Annotated in this window: 23 protein-coding genes and 1 tRNA gene; 16 read left to right on the top strand and 8 right to left on the bottom strand. The window is 22.7% G+C overall.

Features of this window, described 5'->3' with window-relative positions:
* Together QW117_00620 and QW117_00615 are read left to right on the top strand one after the other, a co-directional pair.
* Complete coding sequence (locus QW117_00620; protein MEM3405466.1) at nucleotides 1–1,701, top strand: alanine--tRNA ligase; 1,701 nt, start codon at nucleotides 1–3, stop codon at nucleotides 1,699–1,701.
* A 44-nt stretch (nucleotides 1,702–1,745) separates the two neighbouring features.
* Nucleotides 1,746–1,985, top strand: coding sequence for a hypothetical protein (locus tag QW117_00615; protein ID MEM3405465.1), 240 nt, complete (start codon nucleotides 1,746–1,748; stop codon nucleotides 1,983–1,985).
* A 90-nt stretch (nucleotides 1,986–2,075) separates the two neighbouring features.
* Here the strand turns inward: QW117_00615 and QW117_00610 are convergent, their stop codons facing one another.
* Complete coding sequence (locus QW117_00610; protein MEM3405464.1) at nucleotides 2,076–2,333, bottom strand: translation elongation factor-like protein; 258 nt, start codon at nucleotides 2,331–2,333, stop codon at nucleotides 2,076–2,078.
* Nucleotides 2,334–2,431: 98 nt separating this feature from the next.
* Between QW117_00610 and QW117_00605 the strand changes: the two genes are divergently transcribed.
* Nucleotides 2,432–2,821: a DUF559 domain-containing protein gene (locus QW117_00605; protein MEM3405463.1), complete on the top strand. Its 390-nt coding sequence runs from the start codon at nucleotides 2,432–2,434 to the stop codon at nucleotides 2,819–2,821.
* 95 nt (nucleotides 2,822–2,916) lie between these two features.
* Here QW117_00605 and QW117_00600 read toward each other — a convergent pair whose 3' ends face one another.
* Entirely contained in the window at nucleotides 2,917–3,276 is a 360-nt protein-coding gene (locus tag QW117_00600) for a hypothetical protein (GenBank protein ID MEM3405462.1), read from the bottom strand.
* Between the two features lie 14 nt (nucleotides 3,277–3,290).
* A complete protein-coding gene (locus QW117_00595) occupies nucleotides 3,291–3,962 on the bottom strand; it encodes a hypothetical protein (protein MEM3405461.1) in 672 nt (223 codons plus the stop codon).
* A gap of 140 nt (nucleotides 3,963–4,102) precedes the next feature.
* Between QW117_00595 and QW117_00590 the strand changes: the two genes are divergently transcribed.
* Genes QW117_00590 through QW117_00580 form a run of 3 tightly spaced genes read left to right on the top strand, consistent with a single transcriptional unit; the run spans nucleotide 4,103 to nucleotide 5,942 of the window.
* Nucleotides 4,103–4,741 (top strand): hypothetical protein, encoded by a 639-nt coding sequence (locus QW117_00590; protein ID MEM3405460.1) that lies wholly within the window; start codon nucleotides 4,103–4,105, stop codon nucleotides 4,739–4,741.
* Nucleotides 4,738–5,373 (top strand): rhomboid family intramembrane serine protease, encoded by a 636-nt coding sequence (locus QW117_00585; GenBank protein ID MEM3405459.1) that lies wholly within the window; start codon nucleotides 4,738–4,740, stop codon nucleotides 5,371–5,373. The genes QW117_00590 and QW117_00585 overlap by 4 nt, the downstream gene beginning before the upstream one ends.
* A 2-nt stretch (nucleotides 5,374–5,375) precedes the next feature.
* Complete coding sequence (locus tag QW117_00580) at nucleotides 5,376–5,942, top strand: stage II sporulation protein M (protein ID MEM3405458.1); 567 nt, start codon at nucleotides 5,376–5,378, stop codon at nucleotides 5,940–5,942.
* On the opposite strand, the gene QW117_00575 is transcribed toward QW117_00580, so the two are convergent.
* Both QW117_00575 and QW117_00570 read right to left on the bottom strand, forming a co-directional pair.
* Nucleotides 5,931–7,148, bottom strand: coding sequence for a hypothetical protein (locus QW117_00575; protein ID MEM3405457.1), 1,218 nt, complete (start codon nucleotides 7,146–7,148; stop codon nucleotides 5,931–5,933). The genes QW117_00580 and QW117_00575 overlap by 12 nt on opposite strands.
* A 158-nt stretch (nucleotides 7,149–7,306) precedes the next feature.
* On the bottom strand, nucleotides 7,307–7,507 hold the full coding sequence (locus QW117_00570; GenBank protein MEM3405456.1) for a hypothetical protein: 201 nt from the start codon (nucleotides 7,505–7,507) through the stop codon (nucleotides 7,307–7,309).
* 50 nt (nucleotides 7,508–7,557) lie between these two features.
* On the opposite strand from QW117_00570, the gene disA reads away from it, so the two are divergent.
* Nucleotides 7,558–8,691, top strand: a complete 1,134-nt coding sequence (disA, locus tag QW117_00565; GenBank protein MEM3405455.1) for a DNA integrity scanning diadenylate cyclase DisA — start codon at nucleotides 7,558–7,560, stop codon at nucleotides 8,689–8,691.
* Nucleotides 8,692–8,694: 3 nt separating this feature from the next.
* Entirely contained in the window at nucleotides 8,695–9,756 is a 1,062-nt protein-coding gene (locus tag QW117_00560) for a DHH family phosphoesterase (GenBank protein ID MEM3405454.1), read from the top strand.
* Nucleotides 9,757–9,787: 31 nt separating this feature from the next.
* Here QW117_00560 and proS read toward each other — a convergent pair whose 3' ends face one another.
* Nucleotides 9,788–11,224, bottom strand: coding sequence for a proline--tRNA ligase (proS, locus tag QW117_00555; protein ID MEM3405453.1), 1,437 nt, complete (start codon nucleotides 11,222–11,224; stop codon nucleotides 9,788–9,790).
* A gap of 78 nt (nucleotides 11,225–11,302) precedes the next feature.
* Here proS and QW117_00550 point away from each other — a divergent pair.
* Nucleotides 11,303–11,374 (top strand) — tRNA-Arg (locus tag QW117_00550).
* A 40-nt stretch (nucleotides 11,375–11,414) separates the two neighbouring features.
* Entirely contained in the window at nucleotides 11,415–12,536 is a 1,122-nt protein-coding gene (locus QW117_00545; protein ID MEM3405452.1) for an aromatic amino acid transport family protein, read from the top strand.
* On the opposite strand, the gene gatB is transcribed toward QW117_00545, so the two are convergent.
* Nucleotides 12,537–13,907 (bottom strand): Asp-tRNA(Asn)/Glu-tRNA(Gln) amidotransferase subunit GatB, encoded by a 1,371-nt coding sequence (gatB, locus tag QW117_00540; GenBank protein ID MEM3405451.1) that lies wholly within the window; start codon nucleotides 13,905–13,907, stop codon nucleotides 12,537–12,539.
* Nucleotides 13,908–13,978: 71 nt separating this feature from the next.
* Between gatB and QW117_00535 the strand changes: the two genes are divergently transcribed.
* The 4 genes from QW117_00535 (at nucleotide 13,979) to QW117_00520 (ending at nucleotide 16,336) form a co-directional block, all read left to right on the top strand.
* Nucleotides 13,979–14,443, top strand: a complete 465-nt coding sequence (locus QW117_00535) for a hypothetical protein (GenBank protein MEM3405450.1) — start codon at nucleotides 13,979–13,981, stop codon at nucleotides 14,441–14,443.
* Nucleotides 14,444–14,739: 296 nt separating this feature from the next.
* Nucleotides 14,740–15,462, top strand: coding sequence for a M64 family metallopeptidase (locus QW117_00530; protein MEM3405449.1), 723 nt, complete (start codon nucleotides 14,740–14,742; stop codon nucleotides 15,460–15,462).
* Nucleotides 15,459–16,112 carry a hypothetical protein gene (locus QW117_00525; GenBank protein MEM3405448.1) on the top strand — a complete coding sequence of 218 codons (654 nt, stop codon included), beginning with the start codon at nucleotides 15,459–15,461 and terminating at the stop codon, nucleotides 16,110–16,112. Before QW117_00530 ends, QW117_00525 begins: the two co-directional genes overlap by 4 nt.
* On the top strand, nucleotides 16,109–16,336 hold the full coding sequence (locus QW117_00520) for a hypothetical protein (protein ID MEM3405447.1): 228 nt from the start codon (nucleotides 16,109–16,111) through the stop codon (nucleotides 16,334–16,336). The genes QW117_00525 and QW117_00520 overlap by 4 nt, the downstream gene beginning before the upstream one ends.
* Here the strand turns inward: QW117_00520 and QW117_00515 are convergent, their stop codons facing one another.
* Nucleotides 16,337–16,552, bottom strand: a complete 216-nt coding sequence (locus QW117_00515) for a hypothetical protein (protein ID MEM3405446.1) — start codon at nucleotides 16,550–16,552, stop codon at nucleotides 16,337–16,339.
* A gap of 42 nt (nucleotides 16,553–16,594) precedes the next feature.
* On the opposite strand from QW117_00515, the gene gatD reads away from it, so the two are divergent.
* Nucleotides 16,595–17,872: a Glu-tRNA(Gln) amidotransferase subunit GatD gene (gene gatD / locus QW117_00510; GenBank protein MEM3405445.1), complete on the top strand. Its 1,278-nt coding sequence runs from the start codon at nucleotides 16,595–16,597 to the stop codon at nucleotides 17,870–17,872.
* Nucleotides 17,873–17,936: 64 nt separating this feature from the next.
* Nucleotides 17,937–18,674, top strand: coding sequence for a hypothetical protein (locus QW117_00505; GenBank protein ID MEM3405444.1), 738 nt, complete (start codon nucleotides 17,937–17,939; stop codon nucleotides 18,672–18,674).
* The last annotated feature ends 69 nt before the right edge of the window (nucleotides 18,675–18,743 follow it).

Below are 18,743 nucleotides of genomic sequence, written 5' to 3'. Positions count from 1 at the left end.
ATGGAAAAAGAGGAATGGACAAGAAAAAAATTAATTAAAGCATATATAGATTTTTTTAAATCTAGAGGACATAAAGAGATTCCAAATGCTTCTCTTGTGCCAGAAAATGATCCAACTGTTTTATTTACTACAGCTGGAATGCATCCTCTTGTACCATTTTTATTAGGAGAAAAACACCCACAAGGAAAAAGATTAGTCAATGTACAAAGATGTATTAGAACTAACGATATAGAAGAAGTTGGAGATGATTTTCATTTAACTTTTTTTGAAATGTTGGGAAATTGGAGTTTGGGAGATTATTTCAAAAAAGAAGCAATAGAAATGAGCTTTGAATTTTTAACTAAAATATTAAAAATTCCTATAGAGAGAATTGAAGTAAGTTGTTTTGCTGGAGATGAAGTTGCAGAAAAAGATATAGAATCTAGTGAAATATGGAAAAGTTTAGGAATAAATAAAATAAAATTTTTAGATAGAAATCATAATTGGTGGGGTCCTGCTGGAAATACAGGGCCGTGTGGTCCTGATACAGAAATGTTTGTGAATGGATATGAAATATGGAATGATGTTTTTATGCAATATAATAAAAATCCTGATGGAAGTTATAGTGAATTAAAACAGAAAAATGTTGATACTGGTATGGGTGTTGAAAGAACTTTAGCTATACTCAACAATAAAGATATGTTTCTTACAGATTGTTTTCTTCCAATAATAAAAAAAATAGAAGAAATAACTAAAAAATCTTATGAAAAAAATAAACGAGAGATGAGAATTATAGCAGATCATATTAAAGCTAGTGTTTTTATAATTTCAGATGGTGTTATTCCGAGTAATATAGAAAGAGGATATGTATTAAGAAGACTAATAAGAAGAGCAATAAGATATTTAAAAAAATTAGAAATAAATTTTTCTATAAAAGAAATTGCTTTAAGCGTTTTTGATATTTATGATGATTACAAAAACTTAAAAGAAAAAAAAGAACATATAATAAAAGTTTTAGAAGAAGAAGAAAAGAAATTCTTAAAAACTTTAAGTTTAGGAGAAAAATTATTTGAAAAAATAATAAAAAATAAAAGAATTTTAGAAGGGAAAGATGCTTTTTTATTATACCAAAGTTATGGTTTTCCTCTAGAGATGATAGAAGAATTAGCAAAAGAGAAAAAAATTAAATTAGATGTAGACGGTTTCAAAAAAGAACTTAAAAAACACCAAGAGTTGAGCAGAACAGCATCTGCCGGGGTTTTTAAATCTGGGTTAGCAGATAATAGTGAACAAGTAACTAAATTACACACAGCAACTCATTTGCTTAATCGGGCATTGAAGATAATATTAAAAGATAATAACATACATCAAAAAGGAAGTAATATTACAGCAGAAAGGTTAAGATTTGATTTTAATTTTCAGAGAAAATTAACAAATGAGGAATTAAAAAAAATTGAAGATCTTGTGAATCAAAAAATAAAAGAAAAATTAGAAGTGGTAAAAAAAGAAATGTCTTTAGAAGAGGCAAAGTCTATTGGAGCAGAAGGAGTATTTGAAAATAAATACAAAGATAAAGTTTCTGTTTATTTTATAGGAGATTTTTCTAAAGAAATATGCTCTGGCCCACATGTAAAAAATACAAAAGAATTAGGTAAATTTAAAATAGTAAAAGAAGAAGCAGTTGCTTCTGGAATTAGAAGGATAAAAGCAATTTTAGAATGATCTAAAAAAGAAAATTTATAAATCAAATTAAATACTTAGTATAGATGGCTAAAAAAGAAAAAATAAGTAGAGATATTGCAATTGTATCTTTGTTAATTAATATTTTAATTCTTCCAGGTCTAGGAAGTTTAATCGGAGGAAAAACAGATGAAGGAATTATACAATTAATTTTATTTTTGATAGGAATTCCTTTAAGTTTTATTCTAATAGGAATTCCTTTAATTATATCTATGTGGATTTGGGCTTTAATAACAGGAATTAAATTAATTCAAGAAGCAAAATAATCTTTTATAAATTTTTATAAGATTATTTTTAACTTTTTCTTCTATTTATACATCCTTTATTTCCCTTACATAGATTTTATTATAAAATACTCATCCTAAAAGATAAACTTTATCATTAACTCTTACTTTTTCTTCAACCTTCAATCCAATTAAGTCACCTGCCTTTGCTTTTTCAATTTTTTGATGTTCAATTTGCATTTCCTTTACTTCTTGTTCAAAATCAGTTGTAGTTCCTTTTATCTTTATTTTATCTCCTACTTCCAAGGAATCTGTAAGTTCAACAACAGCAACACTTATTTTGTCAAAGAAATGAGTAACTTTACCTATTTCTTTCATGTCTTTTTCCATTCCTTTTAATAAACATTCGTTCTATATAAATTTTACTGTTTATTTAAAAATGTAAAGATATAACAAAAGTTTAAAAAGAGTAAAATCTTTTGATAAATATGGGTTTAATAAAATTTTTTAAGAATAAATTTAAAAAAAAGGAAGAATATTTTGAAATACCAAAAGAGGAAATTAAAGAAGTTGAAGATATAAATATAAAGGCGAAAAAGGAGTTACTTAAAGAATTGAATAATATAGGAATCTTTCCTAAGATTATGTATTCTATTGGAAATTATCAAGTTGATTTTGCTTTTCCAAAAGAAAAAATTGTAATTGAGATAATAGGAGAAAGTATAAAGGAAAAGAATAATACTCTTAAAAAGAAATATTCTACAATAAAATCATTTGGATGGAAAATATATGGCTTTTCTTCAGAAGATGTTTTTTTAAAATCTAAAGAAATAGCATTAAAAATAAAAAAAATTGTGAATTATCATAAAAAAGAATAATCTCATATTTATTAATTTTCTAGATTACTCTTACTTAAAAATTTTTCTTTATTTATTTTTAAAAAGATATTAAAGATTCTTTTTACTTCATTATTTTAAAAATTTTCTAATTCTTTTAATTTTCTTTGTATTTCTCTCAACTCTAATTCTAAAACATCCTTATTTTTTATTTCTTTTTTATCTTTTAATAATAAAGTTTTTTTATTTTTTTTAATATCTTCACTTTTTTCTTCTATTTTTGGTAAATAATTTAAAAAAATGTAATTTATTTCAGAATGTATATTTTTTAATTTTTCTTTAATTTGTATCTTTAATAAAATTTCTTTTTTTCTTAAGAAAGAATACCTTTTTATAATTTGTAAAATTTTAATTAAACTTAATTCTATACCTAATAAATCCTTTTTCGATTTAATTACTTCATAAAAATCTTTTTTTAGATATATTTTTTTTTCCATTTTTATTTAAAGCACTATTCTTCTAATTCTGAAAAAAGAAGTTTGTCAATACTATCTATTTTTGATTTTGCAGATTGTATTTCTTTTTCCCACTCAATTATTTCAAATTCTTCTTTTTCTTTCAATTCTTTTATATCTCTTAACATTTTTTCTATTTCCATTAATTGCTGTTTTACATCTTGTATTTTTTCTATAGCATTTTTATATTTATCAATTCTAATAAATAAAGGACCTTTTTTTTCATTCGATGTTTTGTTATTTATTTTAATTTCTTTTAAATCTTCTTTTTCAAAATCTTTTTCAAATTTTTTGTCAATTTCTTTTATCAAAGGAGCTTTTATTTGCGGTTTTATTACCTCTAATTCTTCTTTTTCTTCTTTATCATAGTTATAAAAAGATTTTTCTAGATTTTCTTCTTCTATATCCTCTTTTATAAATTTTTTATTTGTATCATTTATATCCTCTTTAATTATAGTTTTTGTTACTTCTTCTTTTAATTTATCATTTTCCTTAAAAGAAGGAAGCGGGGACAATTCTAAATCTCTATCTCTTTTTTCAAAATCTTTTTCATAAAAATTTAAGTCTTTATTTTGACTTATCGAAGAAATTGGCGGAAATTCTGGTAAATTAGGTAATTCTGGAAGTTCTATATTTTTTTCTTCTCTTTTCCTTTTAAATAAAGCCATAAAAAAAATTCTCTTTCTATATATAAATATTTTTGCATAAACTATAAAGTAGTTACTATCTTTTAAAAACAAAAGATATATAATCTTTAATAGCCTATTAAAATAAGAACTATAGAAAATAAAAATTATTAAAATAGAAGATGCAACAAAAATTATTAGAAAATGCTATAGAAAGAGTTATTGGTAAACAAGCTGTAAATATACTTAAAATTTTAGAAAATAAAAAAAATGTTAATGAATTTTTAATAACAAAAAAATTAAATCTTACAATAAATCAAGTTAGAAATATACTATATAATCTTTCTAATCATAGAATAGTATCTTTTACAAGGAAAAAAGATAATAAGAAAGGATGGTATACATATTATTGGACATTAGATAAAAAAAGATGTTTAGAATTTTTAAAGAAAGAATTAGAAAAAGAAAAAAATGAATTAATAAATAAACTAAAGAGTAGAGAAACAAAAAGATTTTATTTCTGTAAAACTTGCGTAATAGATATATCAGAAGAAAATGCTTTATTTAATAATTTTACCTGTCCAGAATGTGGAAACATTTATGAATTAAAAGATAATTCTTTTTTGATAAATGAATTAAAGTCTCTTATAGAAAAGAAAGAAAAACAAATAAAAAATGTAGAGGAAGAAATAAAAGATTTGTCTTTAAAAGAGGAAAAAAATAAAAAAAGAAGAGAGGCTATATTAAAAGAAAAAAAGAGAAAAGATAGATTAAAAAATAAGAAAAAGATTATAAAAAAATCTTTTAAAAAGAAAAAATGAGAAATAAATATTTTTTTATTAGTGTTACAAATTTAATTATCATAATAAATATACTTTTTTTCTTTATATTTAATATTTTTTTTATAGTTCAATTAGATTTAACAAAATATTTAGCTTTAAATCCATTATTTATTTTGAAAGGAAAATACTTATGGACAATCATAACCCATTTTTTTATGCATGCTAATTCATTCCATTTATTTGCCAATATGATTTCTTTATTTTTTATTGGGAATTTTGTTGAAAAAATTATTGGTAGAAAAAGATTTTTTAGATTTTACATTTTAAGTGGAATTTTTGCAGCTTTATTTTTTGTTTTGTTTAGTTTTTTATTCAATAAAGACATTAATTCTTATGCTGTTGGAGCTTCTGGTGCTTTATTTGCTTTGGGTGGTTTATTAATGATTTTATTGCCGAAAATAAAAGTTTATGTATTTTTCTTTTTACCAATGCCCCTTTGGTTAGGAATGCTTTTTATGCTTTTGGCTCTATGGGCAGTTTCTATTAGTTTAGGTTTAACTATTGCAAATACTGCCCATTTAGGAGGTCTTATTATAGGTTTATTGTATGGATTTTATTTAAAAAGAAAATATAGGAATAAAGTAAATTTATTAAGAAAGATTTTTAGATAAAAATGAATAAATATGTAAAATATATTAATTATATAAAAAAAAATAGAAATTATATTTATTTTATTTTAATTCTTTATTTTTTTTCTAGTATATTAGGATATTTTTTTTATTTTTCCTTAGAAGAAAAAATAAATAATCTTATTAAAGAAATATTAAAGATCACAGAAGGAATGAATTTTTTTCAAATTTTTATTTTTATTTTTCAAAATAATTTAAAAACAGCTTTTTTTGGTTTAATTTTTGGTTTATTTTTTGGAATTTATCCATTATTTTTAACTTTAATTAATGGTTATATATTAGGTTATATAATAAAGTTTTCAATAAAAAATAATGATGTAATGAATCTATGGAAATTATTGCCACATGGTATATTTGAATTATTTGCGGTTCTCTTATCTTTCGCTTTTGGTTTAAAGTTAGGTATTTCTATTTTAAAAAAAGGAAAGAATTTTAAAGATAAATTTTTTAAAGAATTTTCCTTAATATTGGAAATATTTATTTATGTTATTTTACCATTACTCTTTTTAGCAGCTTTAATTGAAACTCTTTTGATTTTTTTAGTTAGATAAATAGTAAGTTATCTTTTTTTGTTCTTTATATTTTTTTATTAACCAAGATTTTTCTATAAAATTTTTTATAGGTAATTTTAATCTTTTTTGTATGACTTCAAAAGCATCTTTTAAGCTAGAGAATCTTTCAGCTTCTTTAGAAAAAGCCCCTCTGCTTGCTTCTCTCAATACACCAACACCACAAGGAGCATAATACTCTTTTCTGCATTCTCTAATTACTAAACAAGCAGCTTGTCTTTTTATTTTTTTTAAATACTCACATAAAGCTAATCTATTTGCATAATATGCTCCAGTTACATTTTTAGCATATTTTTTCCTTCCATAAAAATCTTCATAGTCTATTGCAAAATATGTTGGCATGTTAGGGTTCCATACACTTCCAGTTAGCTTTGCTTCTATAACTTCAAAGGAGAATTTGTCTGGAATTAATATAAATTCATAATGATTTCCTATGTAGTAGGAATTAAAAACTAAAATTTCAGAAATTTCTTGATATGTTTTTATTTTTTCTAAAAGTTTTCTTGAGATAATATCATCTGTAGCAGTAATACTCCATCTTGTAGGAACTAATTTTCTTTCTTTTTTCCTTCCTAAATTCCCAACAGATAAAAGTCTTATTATCTGCTCTATTTTTAATTTAGATTTATATAATTCTATTATAGCATCCTCTGCCTTTACGTCAATATCATTTAATAAATATTCTGCTTTCCTTTCTGTTTTTATATTTTCTCCTAATCTTATATTTTTTAGAGGAGCGGGATTTCCTATGACGGGATAATAATTATTAATTAAAATTTTATTTTTTATTGGTTTTAAAAGAAAGATTTCTGCAGAAACAGGCTTATTTGTTAAAGATATCTCTTTAGCTATTTCTAAAAATTTATTTTTTTGATCATATTTTATTTTTGTTTTAAATTTTGAATAAATTAAATTTGATCTCAAGAATAAAATTTTTTCTATATCATAATTATTTTTATACCATATTTCAGAAGAAGAGTAATAAGAAGTATCTCCATATTCCTCTGGAGATAAAATTCCGCTATTTACATTTGGATAATTGTATGTGCTAACAAAAATTTCTGGAGGCAAAGAACTTGAGAAATAAGTTTTTTTTAAATTTTTAATTTTAAATTTATTTAATATAGGACATTTTTTTCCACACAATCCTTTACCTTTACATTTGATACATAAATAATTATCTTCCATAAATTCAAAACTAAGAAGAAATTAATATATTTTTCTATTTATATTAAGAAATTTGTATTAAGAAATATTTAAATTTAATTAATAAAATAGTTTAAAATAATTTATAGAAATAATTATCAAAAGCAATTATTTTTGCTTAATTTTTCCCCCTTTCTTTTTTATTCTTTTAAATCAGATATTCCTAAAATAATGAATAATACTCCTATTAAAATAACAAACCAAATTAAACCACCTTTAAAAAATTCCCAAGCAGCATGTTTAAAATTCCAAAAAGCACCCCAATTTGCAGAATTAAAAGCAAAAATAATTGCTCCTACTAAAAGTATTAAACCTATCAATAATTCTAACCATTTATTCATATAAGTATTATAATAGCATAATTTATAAATATTTCTAACCATTTAAAAAAATGGAAGAAAAAAATAAAAAAGAGGAAAATATAGACAATAATCTTATTTCTTTAAAAAATACTGTAGAAGAAAAGAAAGAGGATTTTATTGAAATAAAAAAGAAAGAAAAATTTGATATCTTAGATGCTTTGAAATTAGTTTCTCCAGGCACGCCTTTAAGAAGAGGAATAGATGATATTGTTTTAGGAAGAAGAGGAGCTCTAATAGTTATTGCTTCTAGCAATGTCGAAGAGATTATTTCCGGAGGTTTTAAATTAAATTGCAAATTTACTCCACAAAGATTATTTGAATTAAGCAAAATGGATGGTGCTATTATTTTATCTAAAGACTTAAAAAAAATTATCTATGCTAATTGTTTATTAATTCCCGACCCAAAAATTTTAACAGAAGAAACAGGATCAAGACATCAAGCTGCAGAAAGAACAGCAAAACAACTAAAAACTTTAGTTATAGCGATTTCTGAAAGGAAATCTTCAATAACTTTATATTATAATAATCTTAAATATTCTTTAAGAGATACAAGAGATATTTTAAATAAATCTTTAGAAAAACTGCAGATATTAGAAAAACAAAAAGAAATTTATAACAATCTCTTGTTAAATTTAAATAAATTAGAAATTACAAGCTTAGTATCTATAAATGATGTTTCTTCTTTATTACAAAGAATAGAAATTATTTTAAGAATATCAAATATGATGAAAAAAGATATAGTAGAATTGGGAAATGAAGGAATCTTATTAAAAATAAGAATGAAAGAATTAATTAAAGAAGTTGATAAAATAAAAAAATTAATAATACAAGACTATTGCCAAGAAAAAAATAAAAAATACAATAAAGAAATTTCTAAATTAAATTTTGATAATCTATTAGAAACATCTAGAATCATAGAGATATATTTTCCTAACACAAAAGAAGAATACATAAAACCTAAAGGATATAGGTTACTTGATAAGTTAGATTTCCCAAAGGAAGATATTAAAATGATTATAGAACATTTCGATAATCTTGATTCAATAATAAATAGTAATCCAAAAGAATTAGAAAAAATACTAAAAAATCCAGAAAAGGTAAATAATTTTTTAAAAGAATTATCCGAACTAAAAGAAAATATTATGTTAGAAAAAATATTTTAAAAAATGTTAACTAAAGAACAAATAGAAGAAATATTAATTCATTTAGAAAAAACAAACAATCCTTTATTTTTTTTTGATGACGATTTAGACGGCTTGTGTAGTTTTCTTTTGTTGAGCCGTTTTATTAATAAAGGAAAAGGAGTTGCAATAAAATCTAGACCAGAATTAAATAAGAGTTATATAAAAAAAATAGAGGAATTAAATTCAGATTATGTATTCATTTTAGATAAACCTTTAGTTAGTAAAGATTTTATTAATAAAGTTTATGAGATGAATATACCCATTGTTTGGATAGATCATCATGATGTAAATCAAAATTATGATATAGAAAAAGAAAAAATTTATTATTATAATATTGCAAAAGGAGAAAAAAAATCTAAAGAGCCTGTAACATATTGGTGTTATAAAATAAACAAAAAAAGAGAAGATCTATGGATAGCTTTAGCAGGTTGTATAAGTGATGGTTATATACCAGATTTTATAAGCGATTTTAAAAAAGATTACAAAGAATTATTAAATTATGAAAATATAAAAAATGCTTTTGATATATTATATAAAACAGAGTTTGGAAAGATTGTAAGAATTTTAAATTTTGCTTTAAAAGACAAAACTTCTAATGTTGTAAAAATGATAAAAATATTACAAAAAATAAAATCTCCTTATGAAATATTAAAAGAAGAAAAAACAAATTTTATGTTAGAAAGATTTAATCAAGTAGAAAAAACATTTAATAAATTATTAGAACGTACAAAAAAATTTATAAAAAAAGAGAAAAAGATAATATATTTTCAATATTCTGGGAATCTCTCTTTATCTGCAGATCTTTCTAATAAACTATTTTATGAAAACCCAGATAAATTTATTGTTGTTGTTTATATAAAAGGTTCAAAAGCAAATGTTTCTATTCGTGGGGAAAATGCCAAAAAGATTACAGAAGAAGCAATAAAAAAATTAGAAAACGCTACTGGTGGAGGTCACGAAATGGCAACAGGAGCTACCCTTAATGTAGAAAATTTAAAAAAATTTAAAGATAAGATAGAAGAATTGGTAAATAAATACAATTAGATAAAAATTTAAAAAAATAATTTAATTAAATTTAATAACTTTTTCCAATATAAACATAATAGGACGCTTTTTTATTACAAATAATACACTTTTCATTTCCTATTTTTTTATCTTCAGGTATATTAAGGGTTTTTGCAGATGTTTCTTCTTTTATTTTTTCCTCACATCCTTCTGAAGAACATAATGTAGTTAAAGCAATTTTTTTATTATTTATTATTCTTTTTAACTCTTCAAAATCTTTAGCTATTAAAATACTTTCGTTCATTAGTTTTAATGCTTTTTCATAAAGTTCATTATGTATTTCTTCCAAAGTTTTTTTCACTTCTTTTTCTATATTCTTAATTTTAACAATTCTTTTTTCATTTGTTGTTCTTTTTACAATAACAACCTGGTTTTTTTCTATATCCTTAGGACCAATTTCTATTCTCAAAGGAACTCCTTTTAATTCCCACTCATTAAATTTAAATCCAGGTTTGTAATTTTCTCTAGAATCTAAAAAAACATTATAATTTTTTAGTTTTTTTTCTAATTCTTTTGCTTCTTTTAAAACTTTCTCTTTTGATTTCTCGAAAAATATAGGAACAATAACAATTTGTATTGGAGCTAGTTTAGGTGGTAATATTAAACCTTTGTTGTCTGAATGAACAATAAACATAACTCCAAGCATTCTTGTTGAAATTGCATAAGTTGATTGATAAACATATTTTTCCTTTCCATCTTCATCTAAATATTTTATATTGTATGCTTTTGAAAAATTTTGACCATCATCATGATAATCTGGTCCTTGAATAGCTTTTCCATTAGGCAAAATAACTTCTATCGTGTAGGTTGCTTTTGCTCCTGCAAATTTTTCTTTTTCTGTTTTTCTTCCTATTATTCCAGGTAAAGCCATATATTCTTTCATAAAATTATAATAAATTTTTAGTATTTTTTCTTTATCTTCATTTAGTTCTTTTTCATTAGAATAAACATGATGCCCTTCATTCCATAAAAATTCTCTTGTTCTTAAAAAAGGTATTGGGTTTTTAAATTCCCATCTAACAACATTATTCCATTGATTTAATCTTAATGGTAAATCTCTATAACTTCTAATCCATTTGGAATAAGAATCATACATTATTGCTTCGCTTGTAGGCCTTATAGCTAATTTTTCTTTTAAGTCTGTATTTCCCGCTTTAATGACCCATGCTACTTCTGGAGAAAATCCTTCGACATGTTCTTTTTCTTTTTCTAGTAATTTTTCTGGTATGAATAAAGGAAAATAACAATTTTTTATTCCAATCTTTTTAAATTCTTTGTCTAATATTTCTTTTATTTTTTCCCATATTGCATAAGAATAGGGTTTATAAACTAAACATCCCGAAACAGAAGAATAATCTGCCAAATCTGCTTTTATTATGAGTTGAGTAAACCATTCTGAAAATTCATCTTTTTTTGCTGTTATTCCAAGTTCTTTTTTCTTCTTCATTATAATTAATTTTAAATAAAAACATTTATTAAATCTTTCGATATAATAATTGTATATTTAAAATACATTTAGAAGATTAGGCCTATAAGTCAATGGATAGACTACTCGGCTTCGGACCGAGAAATCGAGGTTCGAATCCTCGTAGGCCTATAATCTTAAAAGTAATATCTTATGATTTATAGTAAAAAAGATGGTGAAAACAATATTAAAATTTATTCCAGCTTTAGCAATATTAATTGGAACTATTGTAGGCGCAGGATTTTTAGGAATTCCTTATGTTGTTAGTAAATCAGGATTTATACCAGGTTTATTAGTTATTTTATTTGTTTTTTTATTTATTCTTACTATAAAATTATATTTAGGAGAAATAGTATTAAGAACAAAAGGAAATCTTCAACTTGTTGGATATGCAGAAAAATATACTGGAGAAATAGGAAAATTTTTAATGTTTTTTGCAACAATTTTTGGTATATATTCTGCTTTAATAGCATACATTATTGCTGAAGGAGAAAGTTTATCTTATCTAATTTTTGGAAATTTCAATTATAGTTTTATTTTTTCTTGTTTTTTCTGGCTAATAATGTGTTATTTAACTTTTATTGGATTAAAAGCCTTAAAAAAATATGAAAAAATTTCAATGTTTTTAGTTATTATTTTGTTTCTAATTATTTTTATTAATTATGTAAAGTCAATAAAATTAGAAAATCTAATGTATGTAAATAAAGAAAATTTTTTTTTGCCTTTTGGTGTTATTCTTTTTAGTTTTTTAGGTTTTTCTGCTATACCAGAAGTTAATAGAGTTATGCATGGAAAAGAAAATTATATAAAAGATGTAATAATAATAGGAACTTTAGTTCCTTTTATATTATATTCTATTTTTAGTTTTGTATTGTTAGGAAATTTTGCAGAAAACATAAATGAAATTGCAACTTTATCTTTAAACAGAATTTACTCATCTTTAGCTGTACTTACTTTGTTTACAGCTTATTTTTCTTTGTCTATTGCAATACGTGACATGTTTAGATTTGATTTAAAATTAGGAAGAATGAAAGGATGGATTTTTTCTTCTTTTGTTCCATTCATTATTTTTTTGTTATTTTATATATTTAAAATAGATAGTTTTATAAAAATATTAGGTATAGGTGGCGTTATTTCTGGCGGTTTAACTGGAATTTTAATTTTATTTATGAATTATAATGCGAAAAAGAATAGTGAAAGAAAACCAGAGTATGAATTAAAAATAAATAAATTTATTATATTTTTATTTTCTTTAATATTTCTTATAGGAACAATATTAGAATTATTAAAATGATTACTTTTCTATTTCCTTTAATAAAATTTTTTTAATTAAATTAATATCTGCTCTTCTATCACTCTTTTTCATTACTGCTCCAATAAGAAAAGATAAAGCTTTTTCTTCTCCATTTTTGTAATCAGAAACTGCTTTTTTATTCTCTTCTATTACTTCTTTACAAATTTTTTCAATTTCTTTTTCAGATATCTTTTCAAATTCTTTAAGGTTCTTTTTTATTGAAAAGGAATTAGGAACAAATTCATTTAAAATTTGTTTTGCTTTTAGTTCTGTTATTTTTTTATTTTTTACGGCTTCTAAAAGTTCTATAAAATGTTCTACTTTAATATCAACTTCATCTAAACTTTTTTTATTATAGTTTAAAACTCTTAATAATTCTATAGTTATCCATGGCAATGCAAATTTTGCATCTATTTTTTCTGCTACTCCTTCAAAAAATTCTACTATATCTAAATTTTTTGTTAAAATTTTAGCATTCTTTTCATCTATTTTATACTTTTTTATTAATTTGTTTAATTTTTCCGAAGGTGTTTCTGGAAGAGATTTTTTTATATCTTCTATTTCTTTTTCAGAAATTTTTAGTATAGGCAAATCTGGCTCTGGTATAAATCTATAGTCCTCTTCTTTTTCCTTTTTTCTCATTACTACAGTTTTATTTATTGTTTCATCAAATCTTCTTGTTTCTCTTTTTGCTGTCTCTTTTTTTTGTCTTTTTAATTCATAATCTATTGCTTTTTTTATGTTTTCTATAGAAGAAATATTTTTTACTTCTACCCTCTCACCATTATTTGTTGATATATTGACATCAACTTTTATTCCTGCATTTTTTTCGATTGCTTTTATGTAAGATAAAGTTAATAAAAGATTTTTTATCCATTCAACAACTTGTTCAGAAGAATTAAAATTAGGCTCTGTAACAATTTCTACTAATGGTAAGCCAGACCTATTGTAATCTATTTCTCCTGTTTCTGGGTTCCATGAAGCAGGATCTTCTTCTAAGTGTAATTCTTTTATTTTTATTCCATCAAAAAAACCTTTTTCTGCTAAAGGAATACTATAACTTCCGGATTGAGTTATCTGATATCCTTTTGGTAAATCTGGCCAGTCATAATGTTTTCTTTGCCAGATTATTTTTTTATTAATATTACAATTTAATATTAATCCTATAGAAATTGCTTTTTTTATTGCTTCTTCGTTAGGCAACATAGGCTTACTTCCAGGCATTCCTGTACAAATAGGGCAAATATTTGTATTGGGTTTTATATTTTGTTTAACAAAATGTCTTATTGCTTTGCATCTACAAAACAATTTTTCTTTTGTTGTTAAATAACAATGTATTTCTAGGCCTATTTTTACAATATCATTTTTCATTTCTCTATAAAATTAACTCAATTAATAAATATTTCCAAAATAATTAAAAACTCCCCTTTATTAATTAATTTATGAAGAAAAAAGGAATGTCGGAAGTTATAATTGCTCTATTATTAATATTAATTGTTGTATCTGCAATATTAATTTTATCAAAATATTTAAAAAATGTTATATTAAAAATTCAAGATTCTTCTTCAGAAGAACTCGCTAAGTTTAATTGCCCATCTCAACTAACATTAACTTATTTTGGTTGTATAAATGAAGATGGAAGTTTATATTTTAAGATTAAAAATTTAGGAGATCCTATATACAGTTCAAGTTTAATAGTACTCATAGGAAGTAAAGATTCAATGTCTATAGTATTTGCAGAACCTTATCCTGATAAAATAGAAGGGATAAAAGAATATAATTTGACTATCCCAAACAATATAGGGTTTTTAGATAAAATAAAATTACTTCCTTCTATAAAAATAAAAAATAATGATAATTATATATTATGTAACAATTTAAATGAACAGTATGTTAAGAATTGTTAAATTAATAAAAGTATTAAGTTAAAATATCCTTCAACCTTTTTTAATTAATTCTAAGATAAATCCTAAAATAAACCCGAATTATTATTATATTATCGTATAATATTCCTTTTCTTCATAAGAAATAGAATAATGTATGAATATATAGAAAATTTGGAATATCTATTTTTTTTCATTTTATAAAATAAAGATATTTTAATATTAGAAGCAGAGAGGGGATTAGAAAATATTAATTTATTTTAAATTTTTAAAATTTTTAATATAAAAATTTATATATATACTTTACCTTTACAATTTATATGGAGAAAAAGTTTAAAATATTAATAATAATTAATATTTTATTTTTATTGATTATTACATTAATTATTTTTTTTTCTTTTAAACCAATAATTAAATCCCCAAATTCCGGAAATTGTAATATAATAAAGATTAATGGAGAACCTTCAGATAAAATAGATATCGTTTTTCTTACAGATAATTTAGATGAAGTTAAATTATTAGAATTATCTAATCTATATATTAATGAAATTTTTAATTTTACTCCATTTTCATCTGCTAAGACAAAATTTAATTTTTATTATATTCCAAATAAAACTACTTGCGAAATAAATAATAACTTTTTGTTTTGTTATAATAAACAAACAATACAACTTGCATCATCATGTAATTATGATTATATATTTGTTTTATCTTCGAGAAATAGCATTATAAGAAGTTCTGCTTATATGGGTATCGGGAGTATTAATATAAATTCTCCTAAACAAATTATATTACATGAATTTGGACATTTATTTGCCAATTTAGCAGACGAATATGTACCATCCTCACTTCCATTTAATCAAAAAAATTGTTTTTCTTCATGTAACTATTTACATGCAAATTCATATGGATGTTATCAAGGATGTTCAAATAATAATTATTTTAGATCCTCTCAGAATAGTATCATGAGAAGTTTATTTTCAAAGAGTTATTATGAATTAAATGAAAATATAATTAAAAATTATTTAGAAAAATACAAATGAAAAAAAAAATAATATTATTAATAGCAATTTTTTTACTAATTATTATTATATCTTCTGCAAAACTAACTTTCTCTCAAGAAGATAATTGTAGTAATAAAAAATATTTCTTGCTAAGATTTAATTATAACAATGGAAGTATAAAATTAATAAGTAAAGGTCTTGAAACTGGATGCTCTCCTAACATTTTACATAATATGAATAAAGAATATAACTTAAAAGTTACTGGAAATAATTCATATAATATAAATTTTGATCCTTCTTTTTTATTTGTCGATGGTTTAAATGACAGTAATGATACTGTTGGAGGAGCGAATCAAATAATAGAAAGTGAATTTTATTTAGCTATCCCTTACAATAAAGAAGAAAAAAAAGTAGAATTATACAAAGAAAATGAAAAGATCATGGAAATCTCATTAGAAGAATCTAGAATTTTTAAGATAAAATTGAATAATAAATTAGGATTTGGGAAGTATGCTTATATTTATAAAAATATTAATGAAACTTATATAGAAAAAATTAATTTATGTAGCGAAATAATATGTAATTCTATAAATTATAAATATAATATTCCAATAAATTTTGAAGGGACTTACTATTTTGTTTATTATGACTATGATAAGAAAATGTGGATAACTAAAGAATTTGATTGATTATTATATTTTATATATTTAAAATAGATAGTTTTATAAAAATATTAGGTATAGGTGGCGTTATTTCTGGCGGTTTAACTGGAATTTTAATTTTATTTATGAATTATAATGCGAAAAAGAATAGTGAAAGAAAACCAGAGTATGAATTAAAAATAAATAAATTTATTATATTTTTATTTTCTTTAATATTTCTTATAGGAACAATATTAGAATTATTAAAATGATTACTTTTCTATTTCCTTTAATAAAATTTTTTTAATTAAATTAATATCTGCTCTTCTATCACTCTTTTTCATTACTGCTCCAATAAGAAAAGATAAAGCTTTTTCTTCTCCATTTTTGTAATCAGAAACTGCTTTTTTATTCTCTTCTATTACTTCTTTACAAATTTTTTCAATTTCTTTTTCAGATATCTTTTCAAACAATAAGAGTTTTAAAATGTTTTTAAAAACATTTTTATATATTTGTTTTTTTATAAGTAAATGAAAATAGAAAAAAATATTAGTTTTGGAGATAAAATAAAAGTTATTACTTCTAAAGAAGATATAGAAGGGACTTTTATTCCTTCAAGTGATTCTTCTTTAATATTAATAAAATTAGATTCAGGTTACAATATAGGAATAAAAAAAGAAGATATAATAAATATAGAATTAATAGAAAAATTTAAGAAAGAGGAAGAAAAAATAAAAATAGAAGAAAATAAAAACTTACCTTATATAGATTTAATCATAACTGGTGGGACAATATCTAGTAAAGTAGATTACAAAACAGGAGGAGTTTCTTGGATAACAAAGCCAGAAGAATTATTTAAGTTTTATCCAGAAATTTTTAATATAGTTAATATTAATCAAATAAAAATTCCATTTATGAAAGCTTCTGAAAATATGTGTTGGGAAGACTGGAAAATTTTAGCTAAAGAAGTTGAAAGTAGTTTAAATAATAAAAATATAAAAGGAATTATTATAACTCATGGAACAGATTTTTTACATTATACTTCTACTGCTTTATCTTTTTTTTTAAAGGATATTAATAAGCCAGTTGTTTTAACTTATGCACAGAGAAGTAGCGATAGAGCAAGTAGTGATGCAGAAATGAATTTGTTATGTTCTGCTTATACCGCTCTTAGCGATATTGCTGAAGTTGTAGTAGTTGGACATGCAACGATTAATGATGATTATTGTTATGTTCATAGAGGAACAAAAGTTAGAAAATTACATGCAAGCAGAAGAGATGCTTTTAAATCTGTTAATGAAAAGCCGATAGCTAAGGTTTTTCCAGATGGAAAAATAGAAATTTTATCTTTTTATAATAAAAGAGATGAAACAAAGAAAGTTAAATTAGATTTATCTTTTGAAGAAAATGTTTTTTTGTTAAAATTCTTTCCAGGTTTAAAATCGGAAGTAATAGATTATCTTTCTTCTTGTTATAAAGGTATAATCTTAGAAGGTTCTGGTTTAGGCCATGTTGCTATTGGTAATGATGTAAAAGAAAATCTTTTGCCTTCAATAAAAAAAGCAATTAACAATGGAACCATAATTTGTATGACAACACAAACTTTGTATGGTAGGGTAGATGAATATGTTTATAGCCCAGCAAGAGAATTAGAAAAAATAGGAGTAATTTATTTGAAAGATATGTTACCAGAAGTTGCTCTTATTAAATTAAGTTATGTTTTAGGAAAAACTTCTGATATAAAGAGGATCAAAGAATTAATGTTGAGAAATATTTCAGGAGAATTTAATGAAAGGTTGGAAGAATGAAGTTATCACTTTATAATAGTTAAAAAATAGAAAGTTTTATAAATACAGAAAGATATTATGAATTATGGAAAATAAATTATCTCAATATACAAGAGAAGAATTTGAGTCTTTTGCTAAAGGAATAAAAAAAATTATAGATATTGTTAAGTCAAAAAAACCAACTTATATCTTTGCTCCTCTTATTGGTTCAATTCCTTTAGTAGATTTAATGTGTATAGCAGATAGACATTTTCCTTCAGAAATACTAGAATATCCTCCAAACTCTAGCAGATTTAAAGATAGAGAAAAAATATTGGATAAGTGGTATAGAAATTTCTTAAAATATAATTATAATGGAGAAAAAATAAAAATAGTCTGTATAGACGAAGTTGTTTCTGGAAGTTCTGCGGTGAAAGGTTACAATCAGTTCAAAAAATCTTTGTTTGATTATGGGAAAGAAATCAAAGAGAGATTAGATAAAAAAATAGATTATGAGATAGTTGGTATTGGAGAGTTTCCTACAGATAATAAAAGAAATCCTGCATTTAAAAGATTAATTAGAGATAAGAAAGCAAATGTAATTGAGGTTAAGAGAATAATCACTTCTGATAATATTTATTTTAATCCCATAAGATTTGAAATTGAAAAAATAAAAGAAAGCGGGAGATATATCTTCAAACCAAAAATAGAAAGATTTGAGTTTTCAGAAGAATACTTAAATTTGATGAGAGAATTTGCGGAATATTGTGGAGTAGATCCAAATAGTATTAAAATAAAAAATACTTTAAAAATAAAGGAAAGTTTAGAAAAGTATCTAGAATAACTTTTTATATTTTCAATTATTAATTTGTATAAATAACAAACACTAATTTTATTAACCTAATTTTCTTTT

Source organism: Candidatus Pacearchaeota archaeon (genome assembly GCA_038874355.1).
Taxonomy (GTDB): Archaea; Nanobdellota; Nanobdellia; order Pacearchaeales; family GW2011-AR1; genus JAVZCO01.
This window is presented reverse-complemented; position numbering and strand designations above follow the sequence as displayed.